The sequence below is a fragment of the Acinetobacter sp. ANC 5414 genome, from assembly GCF_013004295.1.
GTDB lineage: Bacteria > Pseudomonadota > Gammaproteobacteria > Pseudomonadales > Moraxellaceae > Acinetobacter.
In genome coordinates this window covers 137,471-161,920 of the sequence record NZ_JABERM010000003.1, presented here as the reverse complement: position 1 = coordinate 161,920, position 24,450 = coordinate 137,471, and the positions used below count along the sequence as shown (strand labels likewise).

28 protein-coding genes are annotated in these 24,450 nt (G+C 40.8%); 19 read left to right on the top strand and 9 right to left on the bottom strand.

Translation table 11 applies throughout. From position 1 onward, the window contains the following. Together HLH18_RS03600 and ligA are read left to right on the top strand one after the other, a co-directional pair. Window positions 1–945 (top strand): cell division protein ZipA C-terminal FtsZ-binding domain-containing protein, encoded by a 945-nt coding sequence (locus tag HLH18_RS03600; protein ID WP_131289457.1) that lies wholly within the window; start codon window positions 1–3, stop codon window positions 943–945. Window positions 946–1,035: 90 nt separating this feature from the next. After that, the gene (gene ligA / locus HLH18_RS03595) at window positions 1,036–3,075 is read left to right on the top strand and encodes an NAD-dependent DNA ligase LigA (RefSeq protein WP_131289455.1); all 2,040 of its coding nucleotides are present in this window, start codon (window positions 1,036–1,038) and stop codon (window positions 3,073–3,075) included. Between the two features lie 65 nt (window positions 3,076–3,140). Here ligA and HLH18_RS03590 read toward each other — a convergent pair whose 3' ends face one another. After that, entirely contained in the window at window positions 3,141–4,208 is a 1,068-nt protein-coding gene (locus HLH18_RS03590) for an SDR family oxidoreductase (RefSeq protein ID WP_131289453.1), read from the bottom strand. Between the two features lie 473 nt (window positions 4,209–4,681). Between HLH18_RS03590 and ftn the strand changes: the two genes are divergently transcribed. Then, complete coding sequence (gene ftn, locus HLH18_RS03585) at window positions 4,682–5,146, top strand: heteropolymeric bacterioferritin subunit Ftn (RefSeq protein ID WP_067726514.1); 465 nt, start codon at window positions 4,682–4,684, stop codon at window positions 5,144–5,146. Window positions 5,147–5,272: 126 nt separating this feature from the next. Here ftn and HLH18_RS03580 read toward each other — a convergent pair whose 3' ends face one another. Beyond that, window positions 5,273–5,842, bottom strand: a complete 570-nt coding sequence (locus HLH18_RS03580; protein WP_171545789.1) for a peroxiredoxin — start codon at window positions 5,840–5,842, stop codon at window positions 5,273–5,275. Between the two features lie 154 nt (window positions 5,843–5,996). Between HLH18_RS03580 and HLH18_RS03575 the strand changes: the two genes are divergently transcribed. The 5 genes from HLH18_RS03575 (at window position 5,997) to bioD (ending at window position 10,694) form a co-directional block, all read left to right on the top strand. Further along, on the top strand, window positions 5,997–6,725 hold the full coding sequence (locus HLH18_RS03575; RefSeq protein ID WP_131289448.1) for an alpha/beta hydrolase family protein: 729 nt from the start codon (window positions 5,997–5,999) through the stop codon (window positions 6,723–6,725). A gap of 86 nt (window positions 6,726–6,811) precedes the next feature. Continuing rightward, the gene (gene bioA, locus HLH18_RS03570) at window positions 6,812–8,107 is read left to right on the top strand and encodes an adenosylmethionine--8-amino-7-oxononanoate transaminase (protein WP_131289446.1); all 1,296 of its coding nucleotides are present in this window, start codon (window positions 6,812–6,814) and stop codon (window positions 8,105–8,107) included. 2 nt (window positions 8,108–8,109) lie between these two features. After that, window positions 8,110–9,276, top strand: a complete 1,167-nt coding sequence (locus HLH18_RS03565) for an 8-amino-7-oxononanoate synthase (protein WP_502699805.1) — start codon at window positions 8,110–8,112, stop codon at window positions 9,274–9,276. Between the two features lie 6 nt (window positions 9,277–9,282). Next, window positions 9,283–10,056: a malonyl-ACP O-methyltransferase BioC gene (gene bioC, locus HLH18_RS03560; RefSeq protein ID WP_131289442.1), complete on the top strand. Its 774-nt coding sequence runs from the start codon at window positions 9,283–9,285 to the stop codon at window positions 10,054–10,056. Further along, entirely contained in the window at window positions 10,053–10,694 is a 642-nt protein-coding gene (gene bioD / locus HLH18_RS03555; protein WP_131289440.1) for a dethiobiotin synthase, read from the top strand. Before bioC ends, bioD begins: the two co-directional genes overlap by 4 nt. Before the next feature lie 75 nt (window positions 10,695–10,769). Here bioD and rluB read toward each other — a convergent pair whose 3' ends face one another. The 3 genes from rluB to HLH18_RS03540 are packed head-to-tail and all read right to left on the bottom strand — an operon-like array spanning window position 10,770 to window position 13,323. Beyond that, on the bottom strand, window positions 10,770–11,900 hold the full coding sequence (gene rluB / locus HLH18_RS03550; protein WP_131289438.1) for a 23S rRNA pseudouridine(2605) synthase RluB: 1,131 nt from the start codon (window positions 11,898–11,900) through the stop codon (window positions 10,770–10,772). Window positions 11,901–11,941: 41 nt separating this feature from the next. Further along, complete coding sequence (gene scpB, locus HLH18_RS03545; RefSeq protein WP_171529857.1) at window positions 11,942–12,532, bottom strand: SMC-Scp complex subunit ScpB; 591 nt, start codon at window positions 12,530–12,532, stop codon at window positions 11,942–11,944. Next, a complete protein-coding gene (locus HLH18_RS03540; protein ID WP_131289434.1) occupies window positions 12,529–13,323 on the bottom strand; it encodes a segregation and condensation protein A in 795 nt (264 codons plus the stop codon). Before HLH18_RS03540 ends, scpB begins: the two co-directional genes overlap by 4 nt. Window positions 13,324–13,619: 296 nt before the next feature. Between HLH18_RS03540 and HLH18_RS03535 the strand changes: the two genes are divergently transcribed. After that, a complete protein-coding gene (locus tag HLH18_RS03535) occupies window positions 13,620–14,354 on the top strand; it encodes a GNAT family N-acetyltransferase (RefSeq protein WP_131289432.1) in 735 nt (244 codons plus the stop codon). Window positions 14,355–14,466: 112 nt separating this feature from the next. Here HLH18_RS03535 and HLH18_RS03530 read toward each other — a convergent pair whose 3' ends face one another. The 3 genes from HLH18_RS03530 to HLH18_RS03520 all read right to left on the bottom strand — a co-directional run bounded on the left by HLH18_RS03530 (window position 14,467) and on the right by HLH18_RS03520 (window position 16,159). Next, entirely contained in the window at window positions 14,467–14,739 is a 273-nt protein-coding gene (locus tag HLH18_RS03530; protein ID WP_131289430.1) for a hypothetical protein, read from the bottom strand. Window positions 14,740–14,794: 55 nt separating this feature from the next. Beyond that, complete coding sequence (locus HLH18_RS03525; protein WP_131289428.1) at window positions 14,795–15,412, bottom strand: L-threonylcarbamoyladenylate synthase; 618 nt, start codon at window positions 15,410–15,412, stop codon at window positions 14,795–14,797. Window positions 15,413–15,496: 84 nt separating this feature from the next. After that, window positions 15,497–16,159 (bottom strand): elongation factor P hydroxylase, encoded by a 663-nt coding sequence (locus HLH18_RS03520; protein ID WP_131289426.1) that lies wholly within the window; start codon window positions 16,157–16,159, stop codon window positions 15,497–15,499. A gap of 97 nt (window positions 16,160–16,256) precedes the next feature. Here HLH18_RS03520 and HLH18_RS03515 point away from each other — a divergent pair, with 97 nt between their 5' ends. From HLH18_RS03515 to lysM, 6 genes are all read left to right on the top strand, one after another. Beyond that, window positions 16,257–16,814, top strand: coding sequence for a YceD family protein (locus tag HLH18_RS03515; protein WP_131289424.1), 558 nt, complete (start codon window positions 16,257–16,259; stop codon window positions 16,812–16,814). Window positions 16,815–16,891: 77 nt separating this feature from the next. After that, on the top strand, window positions 16,892–17,074 hold the full coding sequence (gene rpmF / locus HLH18_RS03510) for a 50S ribosomal protein L32 (RefSeq protein ID WP_131289422.1): 183 nt from the start codon (window positions 16,892–16,894) through the stop codon (window positions 17,072–17,074). A 158-nt stretch (window positions 17,075–17,232) separates the two neighbouring features. Then, window positions 17,233–18,219 (top strand): ACP S-malonyltransferase, encoded by a 987-nt coding sequence (gene fabD / locus HLH18_RS03505; protein WP_131289420.1) that lies wholly within the window; start codon window positions 17,233–17,235, stop codon window positions 18,217–18,219. Continuing rightward, window positions 18,216–18,950, top strand: a complete 735-nt coding sequence (gene fabG, locus HLH18_RS03500) for a 3-oxoacyl-ACP reductase FabG (protein WP_131289418.1) — start codon at window positions 18,216–18,218, stop codon at window positions 18,948–18,950. Before fabD ends, fabG begins: the two co-directional genes overlap by 4 nt. Window positions 18,951–19,036: 86 nt before the next feature. Then, window positions 19,037–19,273 carry an acyl carrier protein gene (gene acpP, locus HLH18_RS03495; protein ID WP_004651013.1) on the top strand — a complete coding sequence of 79 codons (237 nt, stop codon included), beginning with the start codon at window positions 19,037–19,039 and terminating at the stop codon, window positions 19,271–19,273. 200 nt (window positions 19,274–19,473) lie between these two features. Next, entirely contained in the window at window positions 19,474–19,956 is a 483-nt protein-coding gene (gene lysM, locus HLH18_RS03490; protein ID WP_131289416.1) for a peptidoglycan-binding protein LysM, read from the top strand. A 37-nt stretch (window positions 19,957–19,993) separates the two neighbouring features. Here the strand turns inward: lysM and HLH18_RS03485 are convergent, their stop codons facing one another. Further along, entirely contained in the window at window positions 19,994–20,596 is a 603-nt protein-coding gene (locus tag HLH18_RS03485) for a hypothetical protein (RefSeq protein ID WP_131289414.1), read from the bottom strand. 420 nt (window positions 20,597–21,016) lie between these two features. Here HLH18_RS03485 and rutD point away from each other — a divergent pair, with 420 nt between their 5' ends. From rutD to rutC, 4 genes are all read left to right on the top strand, one after another. After that, window positions 21,017–21,835 carry a pyrimidine utilization protein D gene (rutD, locus tag HLH18_RS03480; RefSeq protein ID WP_131289412.1) on the top strand — a complete coding sequence of 273 codons (819 nt, stop codon included), beginning with the start codon at window positions 21,017–21,019 and terminating at the stop codon, window positions 21,833–21,835. A gap of 338 nt (window positions 21,836–22,173) precedes the next feature. Further along, window positions 22,174–23,289, top strand: coding sequence for a pyrimidine utilization protein A (rutA, locus tag HLH18_RS03475; RefSeq protein WP_131289410.1), 1,116 nt, complete (start codon window positions 22,174–22,176; stop codon window positions 23,287–23,289). Next, window positions 23,286–24,047, top strand: a complete 762-nt coding sequence (gene rutB / locus HLH18_RS03470; protein ID WP_131289408.1) for a pyrimidine utilization protein B — start codon at window positions 23,286–23,288, stop codon at window positions 24,045–24,047. The genes rutA and rutB overlap by 4 nt, the downstream gene beginning before the upstream one ends. 20 nt (window positions 24,048–24,067) lie before the next feature. Then, window positions 24,068–24,448, top strand: a complete 381-nt coding sequence (rutC, locus tag HLH18_RS03465) for a pyrimidine utilization protein C (protein ID WP_131289406.1) — start codon at window positions 24,068–24,070, stop codon at window positions 24,446–24,448. The last annotated feature ends 2 nt before the right edge of the window (window positions 24,449–24,450 follow it).

Sequence of the window (24,450 nt, the reverse complement as noted above, 5' to 3'; positions counted from 1 at the left end):
ATGGAAATCACCACCGTCGTTGGTATTATTATCGCCGTTATCATTATGTTATTCGGTTTAAGAATACTTTTTAAAAAACCTGCTAATGCAGCACCTTCATTAGATTCAGAACTTCATGTAGACACAGATAGCCAGCAACCCGTGATTCCTCGCCATGTCCGTGATCAATTACAAAGTGCCAATGAGCCATCAAGTATAGAACGTGTTGAACCCAAGTTAGCGGAATCGGCTGTTGAGCTGGCTCAAGATGCAAAAAAAGCAGAAACAAAATCTGAAAATGCTGAAGTTAAAGCGCCAGTAGTCGCTGCAGCAGAAACAACCAATCAAGTTGAATCAAAAACAGATGCTGTAAAAGAGCAAACGATTCAAGCTGAACAAACGGTAACAAAAGATTCAGCAGAACATAGCGTAAATGCGAATATCGAAAAAGCTGAAATTTCAGAGTTTGAAGATGAAAGCAGTATTTTGGATGAACATTTGCATGAACAGCAACGCGTTGATGAAGAAAGTGCCTTATCAACTGCGGTTGAGTTTATTGCGTTAAATGTTTACCCGGAACGCCGCGTACTTTCAGGTGAAAAAACTTTAAAAGTATTGCTTAAGTATGGTCTACGTTTTGGTGAAATGGCGTGTTTCCATCGCTACAATCAAGACGACAGCAAATTACTGTTTTCAGTCTTGCAAATTACCGATGAAGGTGCAGCCGGTTTTGACCTTGAAACCTTGTCCACTGAACAAGTGAAAGGTTTGGCATTCTTCCTGGCCTTGCCACATAGTGATGTGCAAAATGCCTTTGATACCATGGACAGTCTTTCACGTCTGATTGCGCGTGAAATTGATGGCACCGTCTATGATCAGAACAATCAGGAATTCACACCTCAGTTGCGTGAGCAATGGCGTCATCATGCAATCGACTATCGTGCAGGACAAACTGTAGAAGTTTAGTTTGAAACTGACGGACTCGATTTCTATAATAGCGAGTAGATAAAATATTTTTAAGGGCGGAAATCAACCGCCCTTTTTTATGGTGAGTGTATGACCCAGGATTCAACTATCAAAGCGCAAATGCGTCAATTGATTCAAATTTTAGCCAAGCATAACCACGCCTATTATGTGATGGATCAACCAAGCATTGAAGATAGTGAATATGATCAACTCTTTCATCAGCTCAAGGCTTTAGAAGAGCAATATCCAGAATGTGTACAAGCCGATACCCCGACCAATAAAGTCGGTGGCAAAGCACTCTCTAAATTTGCAAGCGTGACCCATAAGGTACCAATGCTGTCATTGGGGAATGTATTTAACCAAGAAGACCTGTTTGCTTTTGCGCGCCGTGTAGAAGAGCGTTTGCCGAATCAAAAAATTCAATACGATGTCGAATTGAAGTTCGATGGCTTGGCGATTTCCCTATGGTATGAAAATGGGGTGCTGGTTCGTGGGGTGACACGAGGAGATGGCGAAACGGGCGAAGATATTACCCATAATGTCAAAACCATTCGTAACTTGCCAAAAGTGCTTTCGTCTGCTCAAGGTCCAGTTCCAGCGCTATTAGAAGTGCGTGGTGAAGTGCTCATCCCTAAAGCGGGCTTTGAAAAACTCAATGCTGAAAATGAAGCCAAAGGTGAAAAAACCTTTGCTAATCCGCGTAATGCAGCTGCAGGCAGTCTGCGTCAGCTAGATCCAGGAATTGCGGCATCACGACCTTTGGCATTTTATGCCTATGGTATTGCGCAGTGCGAACCCCATCATGGTCAGACCACCATGTTTGCCAGCCTGGAATGGCTCACTCAATTTGGTTTTGCGGTAGGTGAATGTCATTTTATTTGTGACAGCATTCAGGAAGTGCAGCAATGCTATGAAGAAATTAATGCGAAACGTGCGAATTTGAGTGTTGAAATTGATGGCCTGGTTATTAAAGTGGACAGCTTAAAGCAGCAAAAACAATTGGGTTTCTTAAGTCGTGAACCACGTTGGGCAACGGCGTATAAGTTCCCCGCAGTTGCTGCTTTAACTACGGTTGAAAATATTGACTGGCAAGTGGGTCGTACAGGAATTTTAACACCGGTTGCACGTTTAAATCCTGTGGCTGTAGGGGGGGTAACAGTATCCAATGTCACCTTGCATAATATTGGAGAAATCCACCGTTTAGATGTGCGTATTGGCGATACCGTCAGTGTCTACCGCAGTGGCGATGTGATTCCGAAGGTGGAAAAAGTCTGGCCAGAATTCCGCCCAGTGGAGGCCCAAGAGATCCATCTTCCAGCGCAATGTCCAGTCTGTGATTCGCCAGTAGTGATGCCAGAAGGTGAAGCTTTGGCGCGCTGTTCAGGCGGTTTGTACTGTGCGGCACAGCGTATAGAAGCGATTCGCCATTTTGTTTCACGTAAAGCGCTAGATATTGAAGGCTTGGGTGATCGTTGGGTGGAATCTTTATTACACCTCGATTTGTTGAAAAATGTCGCTGATATTTATTGCTTGCATGAACATCGGGAACAGTTGCTGACGATTGAAAAAATGGGTGAAAAGTCGGTACAGAACCTGTTTGATGCTATTGAAAATAGCAAGAAAACCACACTGGCTTCCTTCATTTATGCCTTGGGTATTCGCGGTGTGGGGGAAACCACGGCACGTATGCTTGCCAATACCTTTCAGACTTTTGATGCCCTTAAAGCTGCGGATCTTGAAGCCTTAAAGAAAACGCCAGATGTCGGTGATATTACCGCTGAATGGATTATCGATTTTTTCCAAGCTGAACATAACTTGGAAGTGGTAAATCGTTTGCTTGAAGCCGGTATTCACTGGGATGCACCGATTGCACCTACACGTCAGCCTCTTAATGGTGAGAGCTGGGTGGTTACTGGTACGCTCAGCAGTATGGGACGTGATGAAGCGACACAGTTACTCCAAGCCTTAGGCGCGCGTGTTAGCGGTAGCGTTTCGAGTAAAACCAAATGCGTGGTTGCAGGTGAAAAAGCTGGGTCGAAACTCGAAAAAGCCGAAAAGCTGGGAGTACAAGTAATGAATGAAACCGACTTTTTAAACTTGATGGCTGAATACGGACAAGTACAAGGTTAATAAGCTTAAAGTTTGAATCAGCGCAGTTAAAACCACATGTTAGATGCATGTGGTTTTTTTAGACGTTAAGGAATGTATTTTTTCACCACCCCGTCATCCAGTAACTGCTGGAAATGCTCAATCAGACTGGTTTCAATGTTGCGGTATTGTATGCCGAGTTCTTGCTGACTTTTATGGGCATTAAAGTAGATTGGATAACCCATATTCAGTTCAACAAATGACTTGGAGAAACCTGCCAAAGGACCAAGCAGTTTGAAAGCCGCTTTCGGGAGTTTATTACGTGGGAAGGGGAACTTAGGACCAAAGTTCTGACGTAAAATTTTCCCCATTTCCAATAAGCTCAAAGTGCCACCACTAATAATATAGCGCCCTTCGGCATCAGGATTAAATGCAGCTTGAACGTGTGCCTCTGCAACATCACGGACATCGACGATCCCATTCCACATAGGCGGTACACCGAGCAAGGTCATGCCGTTAGCAAATTGTTGTAGAACTTCCACACTGCCTGACTGGGTATTTGCGGTTAATGATGGACCGAGAACCAGCGCCGGGTTAATGCACACCAAGTCCCAACGTTGTTGTGCTTTTTGCATCTCCCATGCTTTACGTTCCGCGATGACTTTGGAGTAGGGATAGGGTTGATGTGTTTCTGAACTGGTGGTATTCCAATGCGATTCATCAAATTCATTCTTTGCGGTGTGTTGAATATCAATGGCATCGCCATAAGTTGCAGCAATACTCGAGGTCACGATCACACGTTTCACTGACTCGGTTTTATTGACACTGTTCAGCACATTTTCAGTGCCTAAAATAGCAGGTTCAATAATGTCTTTTAGCGCATCTTTAAAGTTGCTCACCACAAAAGGAGATGCCATATGCAACACGGTTTCACAGCCTTGCATGGCTTCATCAAATGAATGGGGTTCAAGTAGATTGGCTTTAAAAAGTTTAAGTGTGCCCGTGGTTTCTGCTGCAATTTTATCTAAATGTGCAAAGCTTGGCTTTTTGTTGAGATCACGAACAGTGGCATGTACGGTATGACCTTGCTCCAGTAAATTTTTAATCACCCAACTGGCAATGTAGCCTGTCGCACCTGTCACAAGAATAGGTGCGGTATGTTGTGGATTTGTCATAGCTAAACCATTGTTGTTTTTTAAATTTGCGTCTATCTTAGAGTGAAATCGCAGGGTTGTCTTTGACCGATTGATGCTTAGTTCAGCTAAAATTTGTATGTGGCAGCATTCTATTTGTTATTACTCACAGCTGAACTTGTATTTAATTCGTTTAGATGAGATGCAATTGTGACCGAATGATGTGCTAAGACATGCATCACAAGGTTAAAGTCATTTATTCGTTGAGGGAATAAGAACCATTTGTAACCGTTACAAATCTTAAAAATATACTTTTATAGTTTAAATCAGCCTTGGTGAAATTGCTTCAATTACGCAAAGGCTTATTTTTTATATGGAAAGTTTGGTTAAATACACTGCAAATGCGTATGTTTCTCATTTTAATTTTATAAAAATCATAAACTTACATAATTTTTCTTTTGCATTGATGGTGGCTTTTGTCCATAATGTTAGAAAAAGGGTATGGAGTAATTGAAATGCGTGGCAATCCAGAAGTCGTAGACTATCTAAATATGTTGATCGGTGGCGAACTGGCTGCTCGTGATCAATACCTTATTCATTCTCGTATGTATGAAGATTGGGGTTTAACGAAGATTTTTGAACGTATTGACCATGAAATGCAAGAAGAAGCATCGCATGCCGATTCGCTTATTCGCCGTGTATTGTTTTTAGAAGGTACACCGAATATGAACCGTGATGACATCGAAACCGGTGAAGATGTTGTAACGTGTTTAAAAGCAGATTTAAAACTCGAATATCATGTACGTGAAAAATTGGCGCAAGGTGTAAAACTTTGCGAAGAAAAAGGCGATTACGTGACCCGCGAGATGCTTCGTCAGCAAATGTCTGATACTGAAGAAGATCATACCTACTGGCTGGAAAAACAAATTCGTTTGATTGAATTGATTGGTTTGCAAAACTATATTCAATCGCAAATGTAAGATTGCAGATTTAGATCGAGAAAGCCTGACAAGAGTTGGGCTTTTTTATGTCTTAAATTTTATCATTTGAACCCGGTTTATCATTTGAATCGAATCATACGGTCTAGATTTTGAATAATCGAAGATCTATTTTGAAAACTTTTGAATATCTGCCAAGACCTGAGCCGCATGCGATTGTGTATCTACACTGTTGTAGTGATAAACAATGGTTCCTTTGGGGTCAATCAAAAAGCTTTCTCGCTTGGCAATTTTGGTAATGCCGAGGTTACGGACAATCCCGAATTGATCTGCCAGTTGATGATGATTGTCTGCCAAGATGGGAAAAGGTAAACCTAACTTTTTTGAAAATTTTTGATGAGATTTAACATCGTCTAAACTCAAGCCCAACACTACAGCATTATTTTTTAAAAATTGTGGGTAGAGTGCCTTAAACTGATTGGCTTCTTGAGTGCAACCCGGTGAATTGTCTTTGGGATAAAAATATAAAACGATCCATTTACCTTTATATTGGCTTAAAGAATGCCATTTGCTGTTTTGATCCTGTAATTTAAACGCAGGTGCAGATTTTCCGACCCATTGTTTTTGAGAAGTTTCAGACTTTGAAAAAATGGAACTTTCAGCAGATGCAAATTGAGTAAGACTTAAGCTTACACTTATACAGAGCAAAGTGATTTTGCATATTTTAGAAGCATTCATAATATTCTGCATCTTCTTTTTGTTAGGATCTCTCCAAATACTAACAAAATAATATTCATCAAACGTAGATTATTTTTGATGGATTTTGTGCAGTTTAAAATCAATAAAATTTTATATACTGCAGTCAGTCACAGCATAGATTTAAGGATTAACATTGCAGCAACGTATTTTACTCATCACTGGCTGGGGCGGGGGCACCAAACTCCTTAGTCCTTTAAAACAGGCCTTGCAACAACAAGGTGGTCAAGTTGAATTGATCAATATCTTTAATGCCTTTGATGAGCAGATATTGCAACAACACGTTGAACTGGCTAAACAGTTTGATGTCATTGTGGGTTGGTCTTTAGGTGGGCAGTTGGCTGCTTTGCTGGTGGATCAAATTGAACAGCAATATGCAGCAAGAAAAGTCCTGATCACACTCGCTTCTAATCCTTGTTTTGTTGCTAATGACGCATGGCAAACAGCAATGGCTCACCTTAGCTTTCAGCAGTTTAAACAGTCCTTTGAACAGGATGCAATTGCGACATTAAAGAAATTTGGCTATATGGTTTGTCAGGGTGTGAAAAGTACCAAGGCAGATTTCATCACATTGCAAAGTTTAATTCAGCCACAGCAAATTCAGCTATTAAAGCAAGGTTTAAATTTACTGGAGCAATTAAATGTTGCAGATATATTAAAAAACTATCAGGGGCAGAAATATTATTTGCTTGCACAGCAGGATGCTTTAGTTAGTTGCAAAGTTATCGAAAATCTTCAAAATTTAAATACAAAGTTTTTAGATGTTGATCTAATTTCTGGCTCCCATGGTTTCCCTGTCTTCCATGCGGAAGAAACAAGTGACAAAATCTTCCAGTATTTAAAGAAAATAAAACAAACATCTTGAGAAATGGCTTATATCGCAATTCCTTTTTATTCGGTGTCAGTTTAAGATCTAAAAATTAGGATTTTTATGTACTGTTAGAGGTAAGGATGACCGAGTTAACTGATCTAGAATTTGATCTTGAACATATCTGGCATCCTTATACTTCCATGACCAATCCATTGCCGACTTTTAAAGTCAAAAAGGCCTATGGTGCAATCATCGAACTGGAAGATGGGCGTCAACTGATTGACGGCATGTCATCTTGGTGGTGCGCCATTCATGGTTATAACCATCCTGAACTGAACAAGGCAGTAACTGATCAATTACAAAATATGTCGCACATCATGTTTGGTGGATTTACCCATGATCCAGCGATTGAGCTCGGCAAACTTCTGTTAAAAATTACCCCTCCGAGCCTGGATAAAATCTTTTATGCAGACTCAGGGTCGGTGGCTGTTGAAGTAGCGTTAAAGATGGCGGTACAGTTTTGGACTTCACAGGGAAAAAGTCAGAAGACCAATTTTGTGACGCCACGTTCTGGCTATCATGGTGATACTTGGAATGCGATGTCGGTCTGCGATCCCGTGACAGGGATGCATCAAATTTTTGGTTCCAGTCTACCGAATCGTTTATTTGTTCCGGCACCGCAAGTCGGTTTTTATGATGAATGGAATCAAGCAGATATTGCTGAATTAGAACAAGTCTTAAACCAGCATCACCACACTATTGCCGGTTTAATTCTGGAACCCATCGTGCAAGGTGCAGGCGGGATGCGGTTTTATCATCCTGAATATTTACGCCAAGCCAAATTGCTCTGTGAAAAATACCAGGTGCTGTTGATTTTTGATGAAATTGCCACCGGTTTTGGGCGTACCGGCAAGCTGTTTGCGTGGGAACATGCCCAGGTTGAACCTGACATCATGTGCATCGGCAAAGGTTTGACCGGGGGCTATATGACGCTTTCGGCAACCTTAACCAGCAAGCATGTGGCGGAAACCATCAGTCAGGGCGAGGCAGGGGTGTTTATGCATGGTCCAACCTTTATGGCAAATCCACTGGCATGTGCTGTTGCGTTGAAAAGCACAGAAGTTTTATTGGCACAGGATTGGCAAGCGAATATTCAGCGTATCGAAAAACAGTTAGTACAACATTTACAACCCTTGTCAGAGCTGGATTATGTACAGGATGTGCGGGTACTGGGTGCAATTGGCGTAGTTGAACTGAGCTTTAATGTTGATATGAAAACCTTGCAACAACAGTTTGTTCAACGCGGGGTCTGGATACGTCCATTTGGCAAATTGGTCTATGTGATGCCACCCTATGTGATTAGTGAGCAACAACTCAATACCTTGTTGCAACAACTGGTTGAGGTGGTTGAGCGGATGCAAGAGGTTTCAGTATGAACATGTTGAATGACACGCTGCTAAATGACTATGCAATGAAGCTGGATGAATTAAAGCAGCAGGGTAATCTGCGTCAATTTACTTCAAATGTTCAGCAAGGTCGGATGATCGAAATTAATAGTCAGACGATGCTCAACCTTTCATCCAATGATTATTTGGGTTTGGCATCAGATTTAACTTTGCGTGAACAGTTTTTTGATGAAACCCCAAATGAACTGCGGATCATGAGTTCATCATCTTCACGTTTGCTGACCGGGAATTTTCCTGAATATGAACAACTGGAAGTCAGCTTAAGTCAGGCTTTTCAGGGGCGTGCTGCATTGTTATTTAACAGCGGCTATCACATGAATATCGGGATTTTACCTGCCTTAAGTGACAGTAAAACCTTAATTCTTGCAGATAAACTGGTGCATGCCAGCATGATTGATGGCATCCGTTTATCCACTGCCAAATATGTGCGTTATCGACATAACGACCTGAATCATCTGACTCAACTTTTGCAAAAGTACCATGCCGATGAATCATTTGATCGCATTATTGTGGTGACTGAATCCATTTTTAGTATGGATGGTGATGAGACCGATTTGGCTGAACTGGTTCGGGTTAAAAAGCAATTTGCTAAAGTCATGCTGTATGTCGATGAAGCGCATGCCATTGGCGTTCGAGGTGAGCAGGGCTTGGGTTGTGCTGAACAATATGGCGTGATTGATGATATTGATTTACTGGTAGGAACTTTCGGTAAAGCACTGGCATCGGTCGGCGGTTATCTGATTTGCCATCCGATCATTCGTGAATATCTGATTAATAGCATGCGACCGCTGATTTTTAGTACCGCACAACCACCGATCTGTATGGCATGGACTGATTTTATTTTCCAAAAAGTTTTAACTTTAAAAAATGAGCGACAGCATTTAAACAATATTAGTCGTAATCTACAGCAAGCCATTATACGTAAAGGTTTTGATTGTCCTTCAACATCGCATATTGTGCCAGTGGTTATCGGTGCGTCGCAAAAGACCGTGGCTAAAGCAATGCAGCTACAGCAGGTTGGTTTTTATATCATGCCGGTTCGTCCGCCAACTGTACCCAAGCATAGTTCAAGATTGCGTATTTCACTGACCACGCAAGTGAGCCAAACTGATCTCGATCAGCTTGTGGCATTGTTGTGAGTTTGCATGGTGAATATTGATAAATCACAAGTCGCGCAGCGCTTTGAAAAAGCCGCGCAAAGTTATACAGAACATGCGGTGGTACAAAAACAGATTTGCCAGAATTTAATTGGGTTGATGCAAGAACACTTATGCAAAAACAGTTTAGATCGTGTTTTTGAAATCGGTTGTGGTTCGGGGAATTTAAGCCATTTGCTGATGCAGCATTTTGCAGTTAAACAACTGTTTTTAAATGACCTGTATCCTGAAGTTCAGCAGCATTTTTCTGAATCTAAAAAAATAGAATGGCTGATCGGAGATATTGAACAACTGGATTTTCCACAATGCCTTGACCTGATTGCATCCAGTTCAGCTTTGCAATGGATCTTTGATTTAGAGGCGATTTTTAAAAAATGTTCTGATGCTTTAACACAGCAAGGCTATTTGTGTTTTTCGACCTTTGGTCAGCAGAATCTAAAAGAAATTAAGGCATTGACTGGACAGGGTTTGGATTATCTAAGCATTGAATCTATTCAGCAAAAGTTGATGCAGCAGGATTTTGAAATCCTGCATCTTTCAGAAAATATTGAAACTTTAACTTTTCAACAGCCTAAACAAGTACTGCAACATTTAAAAGCTACCGGTGTGACTGCAACAGCATCGCAGCATCGTTGGAGCAAACAGTCTTTACAGCAATTTTATCAAGATTATCAGCAATTTTCAGAGCTTGATCAGCATGGTCAGCGCCATTATCAGCTGAGTTACCATCCTATCTATTGCATTGCACGGAGCAAGCCATGACCGCAGCGGTTTATTTTATTAGTGGTATTGATACCGGAATTGGCAAGACCTATACCACCGGTTATCTGGCAAAGTTATGGAACGCGCAGGGCAAGAAAACCATTACCCAAAAGTTGGTACAAACTGGCAATACCGATATTTCTGAAGATATCGAACAGCATCGTAAAATGATGCAGATGGGCTGGTTTCCTGAAGATGAAACTAAACTGACCATGCCTGAGATTTTTACTTATCCAGCTTCGCCACATTTAGCGACCAAAATTGATGGTCGTGAAATTGATTTTCAAAAAATTGCAGATGCGACTCAGCAATTGGCTAATAAATATGAGGTGGTTTTACTGGAAGGTGCGGGCGGTTTGATGGTGCCTTTAACCACAGAATTGCTGACGATTGATTATCTGGCTGAAAAGAAATTTCCTGTGATTTTGGTCAGTTCAGGTCGTTTAGGCAGTATTAATCATACGTTGCTGAGCTTGGAAGCTTTAAAAAGTCGTGGTTTGGAACTTTATGCTTTGGCGTATAACTTGAATGATGAATCGCAAGATCAGCTTATCTCTAAAGACACTTCGGATTATTTAAAAGCGTATTTGGCAAAACATTTTCCAGATGCACAGTGGATGGATATTCCTGTGCTTTAAAACTTTCTCTCCTTTTGAAAAACGATAAGAAAAGCCACTCAAATGAGTGGCTTTTCTTTTAAAGGTATTTAAGCATTAAAATTTCTTAAAGCCTTTATTCAAACCAAAGGGTTTGCGTTGTGCAAATTTATCTGTACCACGGTTTTGGTTTTCAAACGTATTGCCATTACGCTCAGTAGGCGCACGGTTGCCACGATCATCACCACGTTGTTCTGAACGATCATTGCGATTGTTAAAACGGTTGTCGGTATTGCCTTCTGTACGAACAGGACGATTGTTGAAGCGGTTGTCAGAACGGCCATTTTCGGGGCTGGCTTGACGTTGGTCACGACGCTGTTCCGGTTGAGCTTCACCTTCATTATCACGACGTTGCTGACGTAAATAACCACCACGACGGGCAGCCATTGGTTTTTCTTGCATACGTTCGTTACGACGTTTTGCCATACCAAACAAGCCAGTACCTTGACGCGGTTTTAACTCAACAGATTTGGTCAAGTTGTCGATATCGCCTTTATCAAGCTCCATCCAGCGACCCGTACGAAGTTCGCGCGGTAAAATCACAGTACCGTAACGGGTACGAAGCAAGCGGCTAACTTTAAGACCTTGAGATTCAAAAATACGACGAACTTCGCGGTTACGACCTTCTTTTACCACCACTTGATACCAGCGGTTAATCCCTTCACCGCCAATTTCAGAGAATGATTCAAATTTTGCTGGACCGTCATCCAGAACAACACCATTGATCATATTGTTTTTAAGTTGTGGTGTTACTTCACCCATCACACGCACAGCATATTCACGTTCAATTTCGTTTGAAGGGTGCATTAGGCGATTCGCCAATTCACCATCGTTCGTGAACAATAACAGACCAGTCGAGTTAATATCCAGACGACCCACCATCACCCAGCGATCACCTGGAATTGCTGGAAGCTGTTCGAATACGGTCGGACGTGATTCAGGGTCATTGCGTGAACAAATTTCACCTTCTGGTTTGTAGTAAATCAGAACACGACGACGAATTTCGTCTTCAATCTGGAATTGGACTTTACGACCATCGATGCGAAGCTCATCACCTGGTTCAATACGTTCACCCACTTGGGCAACACGTCCATTGATACTTACACGACCAGCGGCAATGACTTCTTCCATATAACGGCGAGAACCCAAACCAACGCGTGCAAGCACCTTTTGTAATTTTTCACTCATGACAGCATAACCTTAGAAATTATCATCAACAGTTCACCTATCTATGACTTCGGTGCGTGAGCATCGAGGACCATAAAAGCTTCCTTGGCATCCTGCAGGGGAGGCAATTGACCCAGTGAAGACAGGCCAAATGCATTTAAAAATTGTGGCGTTGTAACTAACAACGCGGGTCTTCCAGGGAGTTCTCTGAATCCGGACTCTTTAATCCAGTTCCAGTCAAACAAAGATCTGAGTATTTGACTATTGTTTGAAACCCCACGAATCTGTTCAATATCTGCTCGCGTTACTGGTTGATGGTAAGCAATCACAGCAATGGTTTCGAGCAGGGTTGGGGATAAGCGAGTTGGTCGCTCTGGCCAAACCTGAGTAATGATATTGCGATATTTAGCACGAACCTGAAAACGGAAACCTTGTGCGGTTTCCACCAGTTCGATCGATCTGCCATGTTGTAGCATGGCAAGCTGTTGTAAGAATTGACGCAATTCTGGTTTGGTATATTGATTTTGGAACGCTTCTTTTAAACGTGCAAGTGAAACAGCTGCTTCACTGGCAAAAATAATCGCTTCCAGTTGCATCAAAACTTCATGTTGGTTATCAGCAACAGATAGGGGTGTCGCTTGATCATTTATCATGCTTGTACTCCTTGAATCGCCAGTGGCGCTTCAATACCTGTCGCAATAATATTCACTTTTTGTTGGCGTGTAAGTTCTAAAATGGCCATAAAGGTGACCACCATACCCATACGTCCTTGACTCGGTTTCAGCAAGGCCTCGAAATGCAGGATTTCACCTGACTGTAAGCGGCTTTCAATAAAAGCAATGCGTTCTTCTAGCAGTACGGGTTCTTGTTGAATTTGATGGGTAACCGGTTCTGGTCGATTGAACACGCAAAATAAGGCATCACGTAAAAGAGCAATATCATAGCCTTCGTTATTTTGTGCAATATGACCCAAACTTACATTTGTTGGGAAGGTATCGCGTTCTAGAACTGGCATTTGACCCAAACGTTCAGCTGCCTGTTTTACACGTAAATAAGTTTCTAGACGGTCAATCAGTTGTTGTTTTGGATCTTTTTCAATAACAATGGATGTACTTGCTTTTGGTAGTAGTAAACGTGATTTGAGATCGGCCAATAAAGCCGCCATCACCATATAATCTGCTGTTAATTCAATATTGAGTGACTTCATTGCATCCATATACGATAAATACTGGGCTGCAATCGGGGCAATATCAAGTTGTAATAAGTCAAAACCGCTTTTTTGAATCAGGTAAATCAGGAAGTCGAGTGGTCCTTCGAAATGCTCTAAAAGAATTTCAAATGCAGCAGGAGGAATATACAAATCCTCTGGAATTGATTCTTGCCACTCATCCATAACGCGGATGGGTGAAGCTTGCTCCATAGGATTATGGATCGGTTGATTCATTACAGTTATAGGCCACGCGAATTTTCAAAGGCATGAAGATGCTATTTCAGATCAGCGGTCAGTATAGGTGCTGGGTGATGAGAAAAAGCACATAATTAATCTGCGTAGTCTAAAGGAAAATGGACTCCAAATAAATTACAAAAGCTAACAAATGACAAAAAAACCTAAAATAAATAGGGAATTTTTATCTAACTGAAAACAACGTACATGATGTCATTGTTAGATATATATTTTTTACTGGCGAAAAGGAGATTTTTTGCGCAATATAAAATCAAGAAAACACGTTGTGATCAGCGATGAAAAATTATCAGAAAGTACAAGAAAATGAATATGGTCAAATCATCGGAATGCCAGTATCTAATCCCTTGGCCGTGCATCTTTTGGCAGAAAATCTATATGGAAACAGGGTCACATTACATGATTTGTCTGTAACCACACTGAGTGAGGAGCATTTTAAGCAAATTTGGCACTGTGTAAAAACCGAAGTAGATCGCAGTTGTTGGACCTATTTACCTTATTCCGGTTTTGAAACTGAAGATGAATTACGAAGTGCTTTAAAGAATCATTTTGGTTTTAAGGGAACAACGCATTATTTAATTGAAGTGAACCAGATTATGGTGGGGTGGGTGGGCTTAATTAATCAATGTCCTGCGGATCATGTCATAGAAATTGGAAATGTTTATTTTTCTCATAAAATAAAGCAGTCTACAGCATCAACTGAAGTGATTTATTTATTATTGAAAGCGTGTTTTGAGCAAGGTTTCCGTCGTGTGGAATGGAAATGTGATGAATTGAATCAACCTTCAAAACGTGCAGCTTTACGTTTTGGATTTCAGTATGAAGGAACCTTTCGTCAACATCGTATAGCTAAAGGTCGAAACCGCAATACCGCATGGTTTTCAATTTTAGATGAGGAATGGCCTGAATTAGAAAAGGCATATCTGGCTTGGCTAAAAGCAGATAATTTTGATATTGATGGTAAGCAGAAAAAGAAATTAAAAGATATCATCGCGTTAACTGTTAACAGCTAAAATTGATTCTAAATGCACAGTATTGTTCAGCACTTATCTACTTTTTCTAGATGATGAGGGTTGCTGGAAAGATTAAATGTTAAATAGCCAAATTTAAAAGTTATGCAATTTTTTATGTGCGCTGATCAAGCGCAAATTCTACGATATGCTGACAGACCGTGCGCAAACATAAATTTTGGCTTTCAAACTGAGCCCATAATTCATCGACTAAATAAATATCGAGGAAATACGCATACACTTTATTTTCAATGTGAATAGTGGAGGTAGCCTTATCCTTTATATAGATGACTTGGGCTTCAGATTCCAGTGTCCAAGGGTGCTCGACATAGATGGTTTTATCTTCGGAGAACTGATCGATATTGAGTAATACATGAAATAAGTCCATTTCATCTTTCTCAATATCTTTATTTATTTTTTTTCATGGAAGTTTAAAAAAGCGCTTATTCAAAAGCGCTTACATCTCCAACACCACGACGAATCACTTCCGGATGCTCACCGGATAAATCCACAATACTGGTGGTGTTTAAAATCCCTAGACCTCCATCAATAAACACATCAATGCGTTTTTCCAACTCCATTTCAATATCATAAGGATCATCTAAAGGCTCTGTATGATTGGGGAGAATCAGCGTACTGGTTAAAAGGGGTTCACCCAATTCCTTTAGGAGCATTCGACAAATCGGGTTACTCGGAATACGCAGTCCAATGGTTTTCTTTTTAGGATGCATCAAGCGTTTAGGCACTTCGCTGGTCGCAGGTAAAATGAAGGTGGTCACTGAGGGAGTATTATTTTTAAGCAGCCGATACATGGCATTATCTACTTTGGCATAAGTAGCAATATCAGATAAATCGGAACAGAGAATCGCATATTGGTGCTTGGGCCCTAGGCCACGGATTTGTGAAATACGCTCCATGGCATTTTTATTTCCGATTTGGCAACCAATTGCATACGCAGCATCGGTCGGGTAGACCACCACATCACCGGCACGAATACGCTCTACCGCCTGACTGATCAAACGCGGTTGAGGATTATCAGGATGTATTCTTAAATGAAGCATATTTATTCTCTCCCGATTTATTTTTAGATATTATCTGTTGAGTTTACAAAGTCTTGCAATCAGGCTTTGATGAGTTTGTGTAATTCAGTCTAACATTTCACGTTGAAACTCATCACTTTGTAATGTTTTGCCACTTCGCGTGCAGGCACAGATACACTGAATAAAGTGTGCTGCATCGCGAGGAAGTTTGGCTTCGCCATTAAAATATTGCTGAACTTGAGCATAAACATTGTCTTTAAAAGTTGCACCATCACCGCCATCGCCCGTTAAGTTATCCAAAGATACGCGGAATTTTCGAGCAAATGCTTTAGAGAATAACCATTCAATGGCTTGCGGTTTAATTTCAACCTGTTCAAATAATGCCTGTTGCTCAGCAGTTCGACCATCCGGTGCATACCAGTAACCTAAATCTGCCAATAAGCGTCTTTTGTCGCCAGCAATGCTCCAGTGGCTGATCTCATGCAACGCGCTATTAAAGAAACCATGCGCAAACTGGATGCGGGCAGGGCTATCTTGAGTCGCTGGAAAATATTCAGGTTCAAAATCACCACGAACAAGCGTCACATTTAGGTGGGAAAACCAGTGATTAAAGTGTAGTATAAGCCAATCTACTTGTTGAACTTCTGTTTGCAAATTAGCCCAAGGTGAGAGTTGCACATGGTCTACATACACAGCAGAATTTGAGGTTGAATGAGTGGTTAACCGTAATGAAGTGGTGACTTCAGGTTGCGGCTGCAACTGATGCATGACTTGTATTACCCAAATGATCTGTCTAAATAAGTACAAAATTGTATCTTAATCTTTGACAGAGTACCGATGAATTTGTAGAATTGCCGCCTTAATTATGTCAGCAAATACCTTTCCGGCACAGATTGAGCCGTTTAAATGGGCTGAACAGGGCTTTACATGGTCAGGTACCCTGCCATTGTCTCGCTTTGTTCGCATTTCCCGTGAAGCTGTTGGATCAATTGATAATCAATTGATTAACATAGACTGTAAGCTATCAATGGATGCGTATCATCGTATCGTATGGTTAGATGGTCATGTTGAAACGAAAGTTCCAATGGAATGTCAACGTTGTCTGAATACCGTTGAAATTCCTCTCGTTTCAGACTTTCATTTAGCGCTTGTGGATGATGAATCACTGATAGAGCGCTTGGATGAGGATGCTGATTTCATCGTCTTAGGTGAAAGTGAAGCAACGACTAAAGGTAGCTTTGATGCACCTGCGTCGGCTGATTTACTCGCGCTGATAGAAGATGAATTGTTATTGTTGATGCCGTTGTCTCCCAAGCATGATGTTTGTGTGCATAAGCATCAACCCGCCGATGAAGACATTGTCGAAGAAAAACGGGATAATCCGTTTGATGTTTTGGCAAGTTTGAAGGGTAAACTTAACTAATTTTTGTGTTATACTGTAAAGTATAAGACAACTGAATTTGTTCTGATCCATTTTTTCGATCTTTGTAAGGAGCCATCATGGCCGTTCAGCAAAACCGTAAAAGTCGCTCTCGCCGTGACATGCGCCGTTCACATGACGCTTTAACCGAGAATGCATTAACTGTAGACCAAACATCTGGTGAGGTTCACCGTCGTCACCACGTGACTAAAGATGGTATCTACCGTGGTCGTCAATTATTCGCTAAAGCAGCTGCTGAATAATTGGTGATGTATTAAGCGTCAAGCTTAGTAGAAAAAATGGGAGCGAAAGCTCCCTTTTTTTGTTGCCGATTTTTGTTGTATTTGGCAATTACCAAAATAAAAATTAAGTGTTAAATTTCGCTTCGTAAACGAGCTTAGACTCATGAAAGGATTTTTATATGTCTGCTAAACGACTCGATCAAGCAGCTCAAGCGACAAAAACTGCATTTGTTTTTCCTGGTCAAGGTTCACAAAAAGTTGGCATGTTGGCTGAACTTGCAGAACAGTTTAGTGGTGTGCAAGAAACTTTTGCTGAAGCTTCAGAAGCGATTGGTTTTGATTTATGGCACATTGCTCAAAGTGGTGAAGGGTTAAACCAAACAGAATTTACACAGCCTGTATTACTGACTGCAAGTATCGCGTTATGGCGTGTGTGGTTGGAATTGGGCGGTGTTGCACCAAAATATCTCGCCGGTCACTCATTAGGTGAATACAGCGCATTGGTTGCTGCAGGGGCGATGAGCCTTGGCGATGCAGTGAAACTTGTGAATTTGCGTGGCAAGCTCATGCAAGATGCTGTTCCTCAAGGACAGGGTGCAATGGCGGCTATTTTAGGTCTTGATGATGCCAAAGTGATTGAGCTTTGTGAGCAAGTCAATGCACAAGCGAACGGTTCAGTAGAAGCCGCAAATTATAATGCACAAGGTCAAGTGGTTATTGCCGGTGATAAAGAAGCTGTAGAAGCTGTAATGGCTGCAGCAAAAGAACAATCAGGTAAAGCGATTGCATTGCCGGTCTCTGTTCCATCGCATTGTTCACTGATGAAACCAGCTGCGGAAAAGTTTGCAGCAGCTTTGGAACAAACTGCCATTGAGCTACCAGGTCTTCCTGTAATACAAAATGTCAACGCGGAAATCGCAACTGATGTGGCAGGAGTTCGTCAGGCATTGACTGCACAATTGTATCAATCTGTGCAATGGACCAAAACCATGCAATACCTGCAAGATCAAGGGGTGGAGTATGTGGTTGAGTGTGGTCCGGGTAATGTCCTTGCCAATCTTGCTAAGCGTTTACCAAAAATCGAAAAAGCATTCCCACTGGACAGTAACAGTCGTCTTGAGGAAGCATTAAATGCCATTTTAGTGGCTGAAGGGAAAATTGCATGACACAAGAACGTAAAGTCGCCTTGGTAACAGGTGCGAGCAGAGGGATTGGAGCAGCCATCGCTCAGCAACTCATTCAAGACGGTTATTTTGTCGTTGGTACGGCAACTTCCGAAGCAGGCGCAGAAAAATTATCTGCAAACTTTGCTGAAAATGGCGCAGGTCTAGTACTTGATGTACGTGATGCGACTGCCATTGATGCTTTAGTTACAGAGATTGAACAAAAATATGGTCCTGTTCTTGCACTTGTGAACAATGCTGGAATTACCAAAGATAATTTGTTACTACGTATGTCTGAAGATGATTGGGACGATATCCTGAATATTCATCTGAAAGCCGTATACCGTCTATCTAAGCGTGTTTTAAAAGGCATGACCAAAGCACGTTTTGGACGCATTATTAACATCAGTTCTGTCGTTGCTCACTTTGCAAATCCGGGACAAGCCAACTATTCTGCCGCTAAAGCAGGTATAGAAGCGTTTGGTCGTAGCCTTGCAAAAGAAATGGGTAGTCGCCAAATCACTGTGAATGCTGTTGCACCAGGTTTTATTGCAACAGAAATGACAGAACAGTTAAGTGAAGAAATTCGCAAGAAAATGAGTGAACAAGTGGCATTGAACCGTTTAGGGGATCCACAAGATATCGCAAATGCAGTGAGCTTTCTGGCTAGCGAGAAAGCGAGTTACATTACTGGTACTGTTTTACATGTAAATGGTGGTCTGTACATGAGCTAATTAGCTGATGTATAAACTTTCAAAAAATTAGATATTCAATTAAACTAACGGCATTAAAAACGCCACAAGCAATGAGGAGAATTCCTGTGAGCGATATCGAACTACGTATCAAACAAGCGGTTGCAGAACAACTTGGTCTTAAAGCTGAAGAGATTAAAAACGAAGCATCTTTTATGGATGACTTAGGTGCTGACTCTTTAGACTTAGTTGAGCTTGTTATGTCTTTCGAAAATGATTTTGACATCACTATCCCTGATGAAGATTCTAACGAAATCACAACTGTTCAATCAGCTATTGACTATGTTTCTAAGAAACTAGGTTAATTGTTGTTTCAGCTTTGCTGAAAATGAAAGCCACCTTTTAGGTGGCTTTTTTAATGAAAAATCAAAACTGTTTTAAACAACTTTCATTACAGATCGTTACGTTAGGTTCACCAAAGACAACCTTTCTTTTATATAAATTTTAGGTATAAAAATAGGGCACTATTTTTTAAATAGCCTGAATAACAATATGGAGAAATAAAATGGGTCTTTTTGATTTTGTAAAAGGTATTGGTAAAAAAAATACAGCACCAGCAGAACCACAGCCAGCTCCGGCCACATCAACCACTCCAGCAGAACTTTCTGCACAAGAAATCGCAAACAAGCTTCTGGGACATATAAAAGCATTAGGCTTGCCTGTAACAGGACTATCTGTAAGTTATAACGGAAACAGCGATCTGGCGACCATTAAAGGGCAAGTACAAAGTCAGGCAGACCGTGAAAAAATTGTTTTGGCCGTAGGCAATGTCGATCATGTCGCGAAAGTGGATGATCAGATGACAGTGGCAACTCCCGCACCAGAAAGTAAATTCTATACGGTTAAATCTGGCGATAGTCTGTCTAAAATTTCAAAAGAATATTATGGCGATGCCAATCAATATAACAAAATATTTGAGGCTAACCGCCCATTGTTAAAAGATGCAGATGATATTTTTCCTGGTCAAGTGTTACGAATTCCCGCTTAAGTTGGACTATATGGAAAAGGCGCTTTGAGCGCCTTTTTTATCGAAGTTTGTGTTGTAGTTTAAGTCTGGCAAGTTGTTTTCTATCTAAAAAATTTTTAGGGTCTAAATAATAGTGTTGCACCAAAGCCTTAATCAGCTGTCTGCGGTTATCTTTATTAAACATATTCAGATCAATATGTGCCATTTTATATTGTTTGCGAAACTCCGGTTTTAAAATAAAGCCGATACTACTCGTTTTCCATTTTTGCTCCTGGCTTAAGATTTGTGTTTTGGGTAGCTTAATGGCACGATATTTTAAGAGATGAGAGCAGTACAGCTGGGTCTTTAACAGCCTATCGCGCTGCACCAGATTCCTGAGCTTTATTCCAAAACTCTGTATAGAAATGGTTTGACTGGTGACTACAAATCTAATGTTTAAAGCCATAAATGCCAGCATCACGATGAACATGACCATTAACCAGCCCGACATAGATTGATGCAATAAATACTGACTCAGGCTACTGAAATCTTGAACTCGAGAGAAGGTACTGAGTGAGTGCTGCGCTAAAACAATAAATATGGCAGGAATAAAGATCAGCCCGATTAAATAGCGGGGCAGATAACGACATTGAAATAGTGGATATTCAGTTGCTATGTCCATGAATCATCACCTTTCAAGAAAAGTATAGATAGGGCATGAATGCTATTTTTATCGCCATGGCTGTTCCATGGTGGGACAGGTATTACCAAGGAGAGTTATGAATTTGCCTCCGGTTATTAATAATATTTGAATTTTTTAATGCTTTTTTAGCATCCTGTTTTCTTTTAACACTCTATCTATTTTAAGTTTTTGAGTTTATAAGGATTTATCTATTTTGTTATAGATTTGAATAGGAAGGTAAATGCTGTTATTGATTGTTTAAATAGCTACTCTTTACGGTTTTCTATGATATTTCAATCTCTATATTTAAGGGCAATATGAATTTGATGGGTTATATCGCTACTTAGACTAAATTTATGAAAATTTTCAGGCACAAATTTTGCTGGTTGTTATTCAAAATATTTGAATGAACGGTAAAAAATGAGCTATCAAATTCATCCTTGTAAAGAAAATTCAGCAGCAGATTTTATAATTTTGTCATCCGGTCTGGGCGGACATGCCAGTTTCTGGAAACCTCAAATTGAAGCATTCACTCAATATTTTCATGTTTTAACGTATGATCAGGAAGGCTGTCATGCCGATTCCTCCATTTTGCCAGATCAGTATACAATTACCGATATGGCAGCACAGTTGCTGGACATTCTAAAACGGGAAAAAATTCAGTGCTTTCATTTTATGGGACATGCAATTGGCGGATTTATTGGAGCTGAATTAGCGGTAGTAATGTCATCGGAAATGCGCTTATTGAGTTTAACCTCTATCAATTCCTGGGATGAAATCGATCCGCATACCCAAAAATGCTTTGAAGCTCGGCTTCATTTATTAAAGTCAGCAGGTGCCGAAGCGTATGTCCGAGCACAGGGACTATTTCTATATCCACCGGCATGGATTTCAACACATCATCAACATTTAACAACTTTAGAAAATATTCAACTCGAGGATTTTCCACCTTCAGAAAATGTACTCAAGCGAATTCAGGCAGCACAGCAATTTAAAATCAATGATCAGCATAGGCAGGCATTAGAGTACAGCCAGCTACATTTCATTGCCAATCAGGATGATTTTTTGGTTCCTGTACACAAGTCGAGTAATTTAAAGCAGCGACTTGGTCATGGACAACTGAGCATTTTGGCTTCAGGTGCACATGCTTCCACAGTCACAGAGCCTGAAGTGCTCAATAAAACCATGCTGCAATTTTTTCAAAAGCATTTTTTAAAAGTAGCTTCACTGTCGAATTAAGCAGGCCTATTTATAGCAATAACCGGTAAATTTTTTACTAAACCGTGATTTTAAGATCACGGTTTTTTTATTGATTTTTACCTAAAAAAGTCCAGTATTGCTAAAAAATGAGTGTGTGATTTTTTATCAAATAATGCATTTTTTTGGAGCCAAAACAACTATAACGGTGCACTGCTTTAAAATTTAATTTTACTATTTGATAAAATAAATAAATTATAAATATTTGATAAATAATGATTAAAAAAATTGGCATAGAATATGCTAAATATTTCTTATAAAAATTCAAGTTGATTGATTGAAGCGAACTTATAACCAAATGGTAAAAAGAGGGATTGAAAATGAAAATAGGCGTCTTTTGTCCAATCGGAAATAATGGCTGGTTGCTGTCTGAAAATGCACCGCAATATAAACCAAGTTTTGAAATGAACAAGCAAATTGTACAGCGTGCAGAATATTATGGATTTGACTTTGCACTTTCGATGATCAAGTTGCGTGGTTTTGGTGGAAAAACTGAATTTTGGGATCATAACCTTGAAACATTTACTTTAATGGCAGGTCTTGCTGCGGTCACCAGTAAAATTAAAATTTATGCCACTGCGGCAACTTTGGTGATGCCGCCTGCGATTGTGGCCCGTATGGCATCCACCATTGACTCCATTTCAAATGGACGTTTCGGTCTGAATGTGGTGACTGGCTGGCAAGCTCCTGAATATAAGCAGATGGGTATGTGGCCGGGCGATGAATACTTCGCGAAACGTTATGACTATTTGTCTGAATATGTCGAAATTTTACGTGAGCTTTGGGCAACCGGAAAATCGGACTTTAAAGGTGAGCATTTCCAAATGGATGATTGTCGGGTCAGTCCGTTACCACAAGCAGACATGAAAATCATCTGCGCAGGACAATCCGATACAGGGCTGGAGTTCTCGGCCAAATATGCAGATTACAACTTTGTTTTTGGTAAAGGCTTAAATACTCCGAAGGCTTATGCAGACATCAATGATCGCTTAAAGGCACATACCGATAAAACCGGACGCGATGTTCAAACCTATGTGCTGTTTATGGTGATTGCTGCAGAAACTGATGAAGAAGCTTTTGCAAAATGGCAAAGCTATAACGATGGGGCAGATGTTGAAGCGATTAACTGGTTGATGAACCAGGGTAGTAAAGATACCAAATCTGGTGCCGATACCAACATTCGTCAAATGGCATCCAGTGTATCTCCAGTCAATATCAACATGGGGACCATTGTCGGTTCTTTTGAAAATGTTGCAAAAATGCTGGATGAAATTGGTGAAATCGACGGAACTGAAGGCATTCTTTTAACTTTCGATGATTTTATTCAGGGTGTAGAGGATTTCGGTCAAAAAATTCAACCGTTAATGAAATGTCGTGAGCATATTGTCATTGAAGCTGATGCAACTCAAATCTCAACTTTGGAGAAATCAGCATGAATACAAATGAATCCTTGGAGAATGTAGTTTGTGCAGGTTTTACCCAGACAGCAGGTACTGGAAAAGTTCTAAAGGCAGAACCTGAAGCAATTCAGCTTGCGCCCGAGCAAACTGCACTGATTGTAATCGACATGCAGAATGCCTATACCTCTAAAGGTGGTTATTTAGACTTGGCGGGTTTTGATGTTTCAAAAACTAAACCGGTGGTGGAGAACATCAAAAAAGCAGTCGATGCCGCGCATGCATCAAACATTCAGGTGATCTATTTTAAAAATGGCTGGGATGATCAGTATGTAGAAGCAGGGGGAGTTAATTCTCCCAATTTCCATAAATCCAATGCCTTAAAAACCATGCGTAAGCATCCTGAACTGCAAGGCAAATTACTCGCTAAAGGCGGCTGGGACTTTGAACTGATTGACGAACTCAAACCTTTAGTGCAAGACATCGTGATTGAAAAACCACGTTATAGCGGTTTCTTTAATACGGCTTTAGATAGCATGCTACGTAGCAAAGGTATTCGGAATCTGGTGTTTGTTGGTATAGCCACCAATGTCTGTGTCGAGTCGACCTTAAGAGATGGATTTTTCCTGGAATATTTTGGCGTAGCACTGGATGACGCCTGTTATCAGGCAGGACCGGTGGAGGCGCATGCAGCCAGTCTGTACAACATTAAAACCTTCTTTGGCTGGGTATCTGATACGCAGAACTTTATCGAAACATTTCACTCCAAATCACACATCTTAGAAAAATCAGCTTAAGCCTTTATAGGGGAAAACACATGCCTAAAGAAATTATTTTACCCGCAGGAACAGGAAAACCATTGGCACCGTACGTACCTGCAACCAAAGCGGACAATATTGTGTACGTTTCAGGTACTTTGGCTTTTGACGAAAATAACAATGTCGTGCATGTCGGGGATGCGGCTGCGCAAACCCGTCACATTCTGGAAACCATTAAAAAAGTGATTGAAACAGCAGGCGGCAGCATGGATGACGTGACCTTTAATCATGTCTTTGTCAAAGACTGGGCCGATTATGCTGCGATCAATACTGTCTATGCCGAGTATTTCCCGGGCGATAAACCGGCACGCTATTGCGTACAAACCGGCTTGGTGAAACCGGATGCTTTAGTTGAAATTGCATCTATTGCCCATGTTTAAAT

Bases quoted from the DNA above. Each gene is read 5' to 3' on its own strand.
- HLH18_RS03530 (WP_131289430.1), bottom strand. From the start codon at position 14,739: ATGGACTTATTTCATGTATTACTCAATATCGATCAGTTCTCCGAAGAT.
- HLH18_RS03540 (WP_131289434.1), bottom strand. From the start codon at position 13,323: ATGAATCAACCGATCCATAATCCTATGGAGCAAGCTTCACCCATCCGC.
- HLH18_RS03525 (WP_131289428.1), bottom strand. From the start codon at position 15,412: ATGCTTCATTTAAGAATACATCCTGATAATCCTCAACCGCGTTTGATC.
- ftn (WP_067726514.1), top strand. From the start codon at position 4,682: ATGCGTGGCAATCCAGAAGTCGTAGACTATCTAAATATGTTGATCGGT.
- rutD (WP_131289412.1), top strand. From the start codon at position 21,017: ATGAGCTATCAAATTCATCCTTGTAAAGAAAATTCAGCAGCAGATTTT.
- ligA (WP_131289455.1), top strand. From the start codon at position 1,036: ATGACCCAGGATTCAACTATCAAAGCGCAAATGCGTCAATTGATTCAA.
- HLH18_RS03565 (WP_502699805.1), top strand. From the start codon at position 8,110: ATGTTGAATGACACGCTGCTAAATGACTATGCAATGAAGCTGGATGAA.
- bioD (WP_131289440.1), top strand. From the start codon at position 10,053: ATGACCGCAGCGGTTTATTTTATTAGTGGTATTGATACCGGAATTGGC.
- HLH18_RS03515 (WP_131289424.1), top strand. From the start codon at position 16,257: ATGTCAGCAAATACCTTTCCGGCACAGATTGAGCCGTTTAAATGGGCT.
- HLH18_RS03590 (WP_131289453.1), bottom strand. From the start codon at position 4,208: ATGACAAATCCACAACATACCGCACCTATTCTTGTGACAGGTGCGACA.
- fabG (WP_131289418.1), top strand. From the start codon at position 18,216: ATGACACAAGAACGTAAAGTCGCCTTGGTAACAGGTGCGAGCAGAGGG.
- rutA (WP_131289410.1), top strand. From the start codon at position 22,174: ATGAAAATAGGCGTCTTTTGTCCAATCGGAAATAATGGCTGGTTGCTG.
- HLH18_RS03520 (WP_131289426.1), bottom strand. From the start codon at position 16,159: ATGCATCAGTTGCAGCCGCAACCTGAAGTCACCACTTCATTACGGTTA.
- rutB (WP_131289408.1), top strand. From the start codon at position 23,286: ATGAATACAAATGAATCCTTGGAGAATGTAGTTTGTGCAGGTTTTACC.
- HLH18_RS03535 (WP_131289432.1), top strand. From the start codon at position 13,620: ATGAAAAATTATCAGAAAGTACAAGAAAATGAATATGGTCAAATCATC.
- bioA (WP_131289446.1), top strand. From the start codon at position 6,812: ATGACCGAGTTAACTGATCTAGAATTTGATCTTGAACATATCTGGCAT.
- fabD (WP_131289420.1), top strand. From the start codon at position 17,233: ATGTCTGCTAAACGACTCGATCAAGCAGCTCAAGCGACAAAAACTGCA.
- rutC (WP_131289406.1), top strand. From the start codon at position 24,068: ATGCCTAAAGAAATTATTTTACCCGCAGGAACAGGAAAACCATTGGCA.
- HLH18_RS03485 (WP_131289414.1), bottom strand. From the start codon at position 20,596: ATGGACATAGCAACTGAATATCCACTATTTCAATGTCGTTATCTGCCC.
- HLH18_RS03600 (WP_131289457.1), top strand. From the start codon at position 1: ATGGAAATCACCACCGTCGTTGGTATTATTATCGCCGTTATCATTATG.
- bioC (WP_131289442.1), top strand. From the start codon at position 9,283: ATGGTGAATATTGATAAATCACAAGTCGCGCAGCGCTTTGAAAAAGCC.
- rpmF (WP_131289422.1), top strand. From the start codon at position 16,892: ATGGCCGTTCAGCAAAACCGTAAAAGTCGCTCTCGCCGTGACATGCGC.
- scpB (WP_171529857.1), bottom strand. From the start codon at position 12,532: ATGATAAATGATCAAGCGACACCCCTATCTGTTGCTGATAACCAACAT.
- HLH18_RS03580 (WP_171545789.1), bottom strand. From the start codon at position 5,842: ATGAATGCTTCTAAAATATGCAAAATCACTTTGCTCTGTATAAGTGTA.
- lysM (WP_131289416.1), top strand. From the start codon at position 19,474: ATGGGTCTTTTTGATTTTGTAAAAGGTATTGGTAAAAAAAATACAGCA.
- rluB (WP_131289438.1), bottom strand. From the start codon at position 11,900: ATGAGTGAAAAATTACAAAAGGTGCTTGCACGCGTTGGTTTGGGTTCT.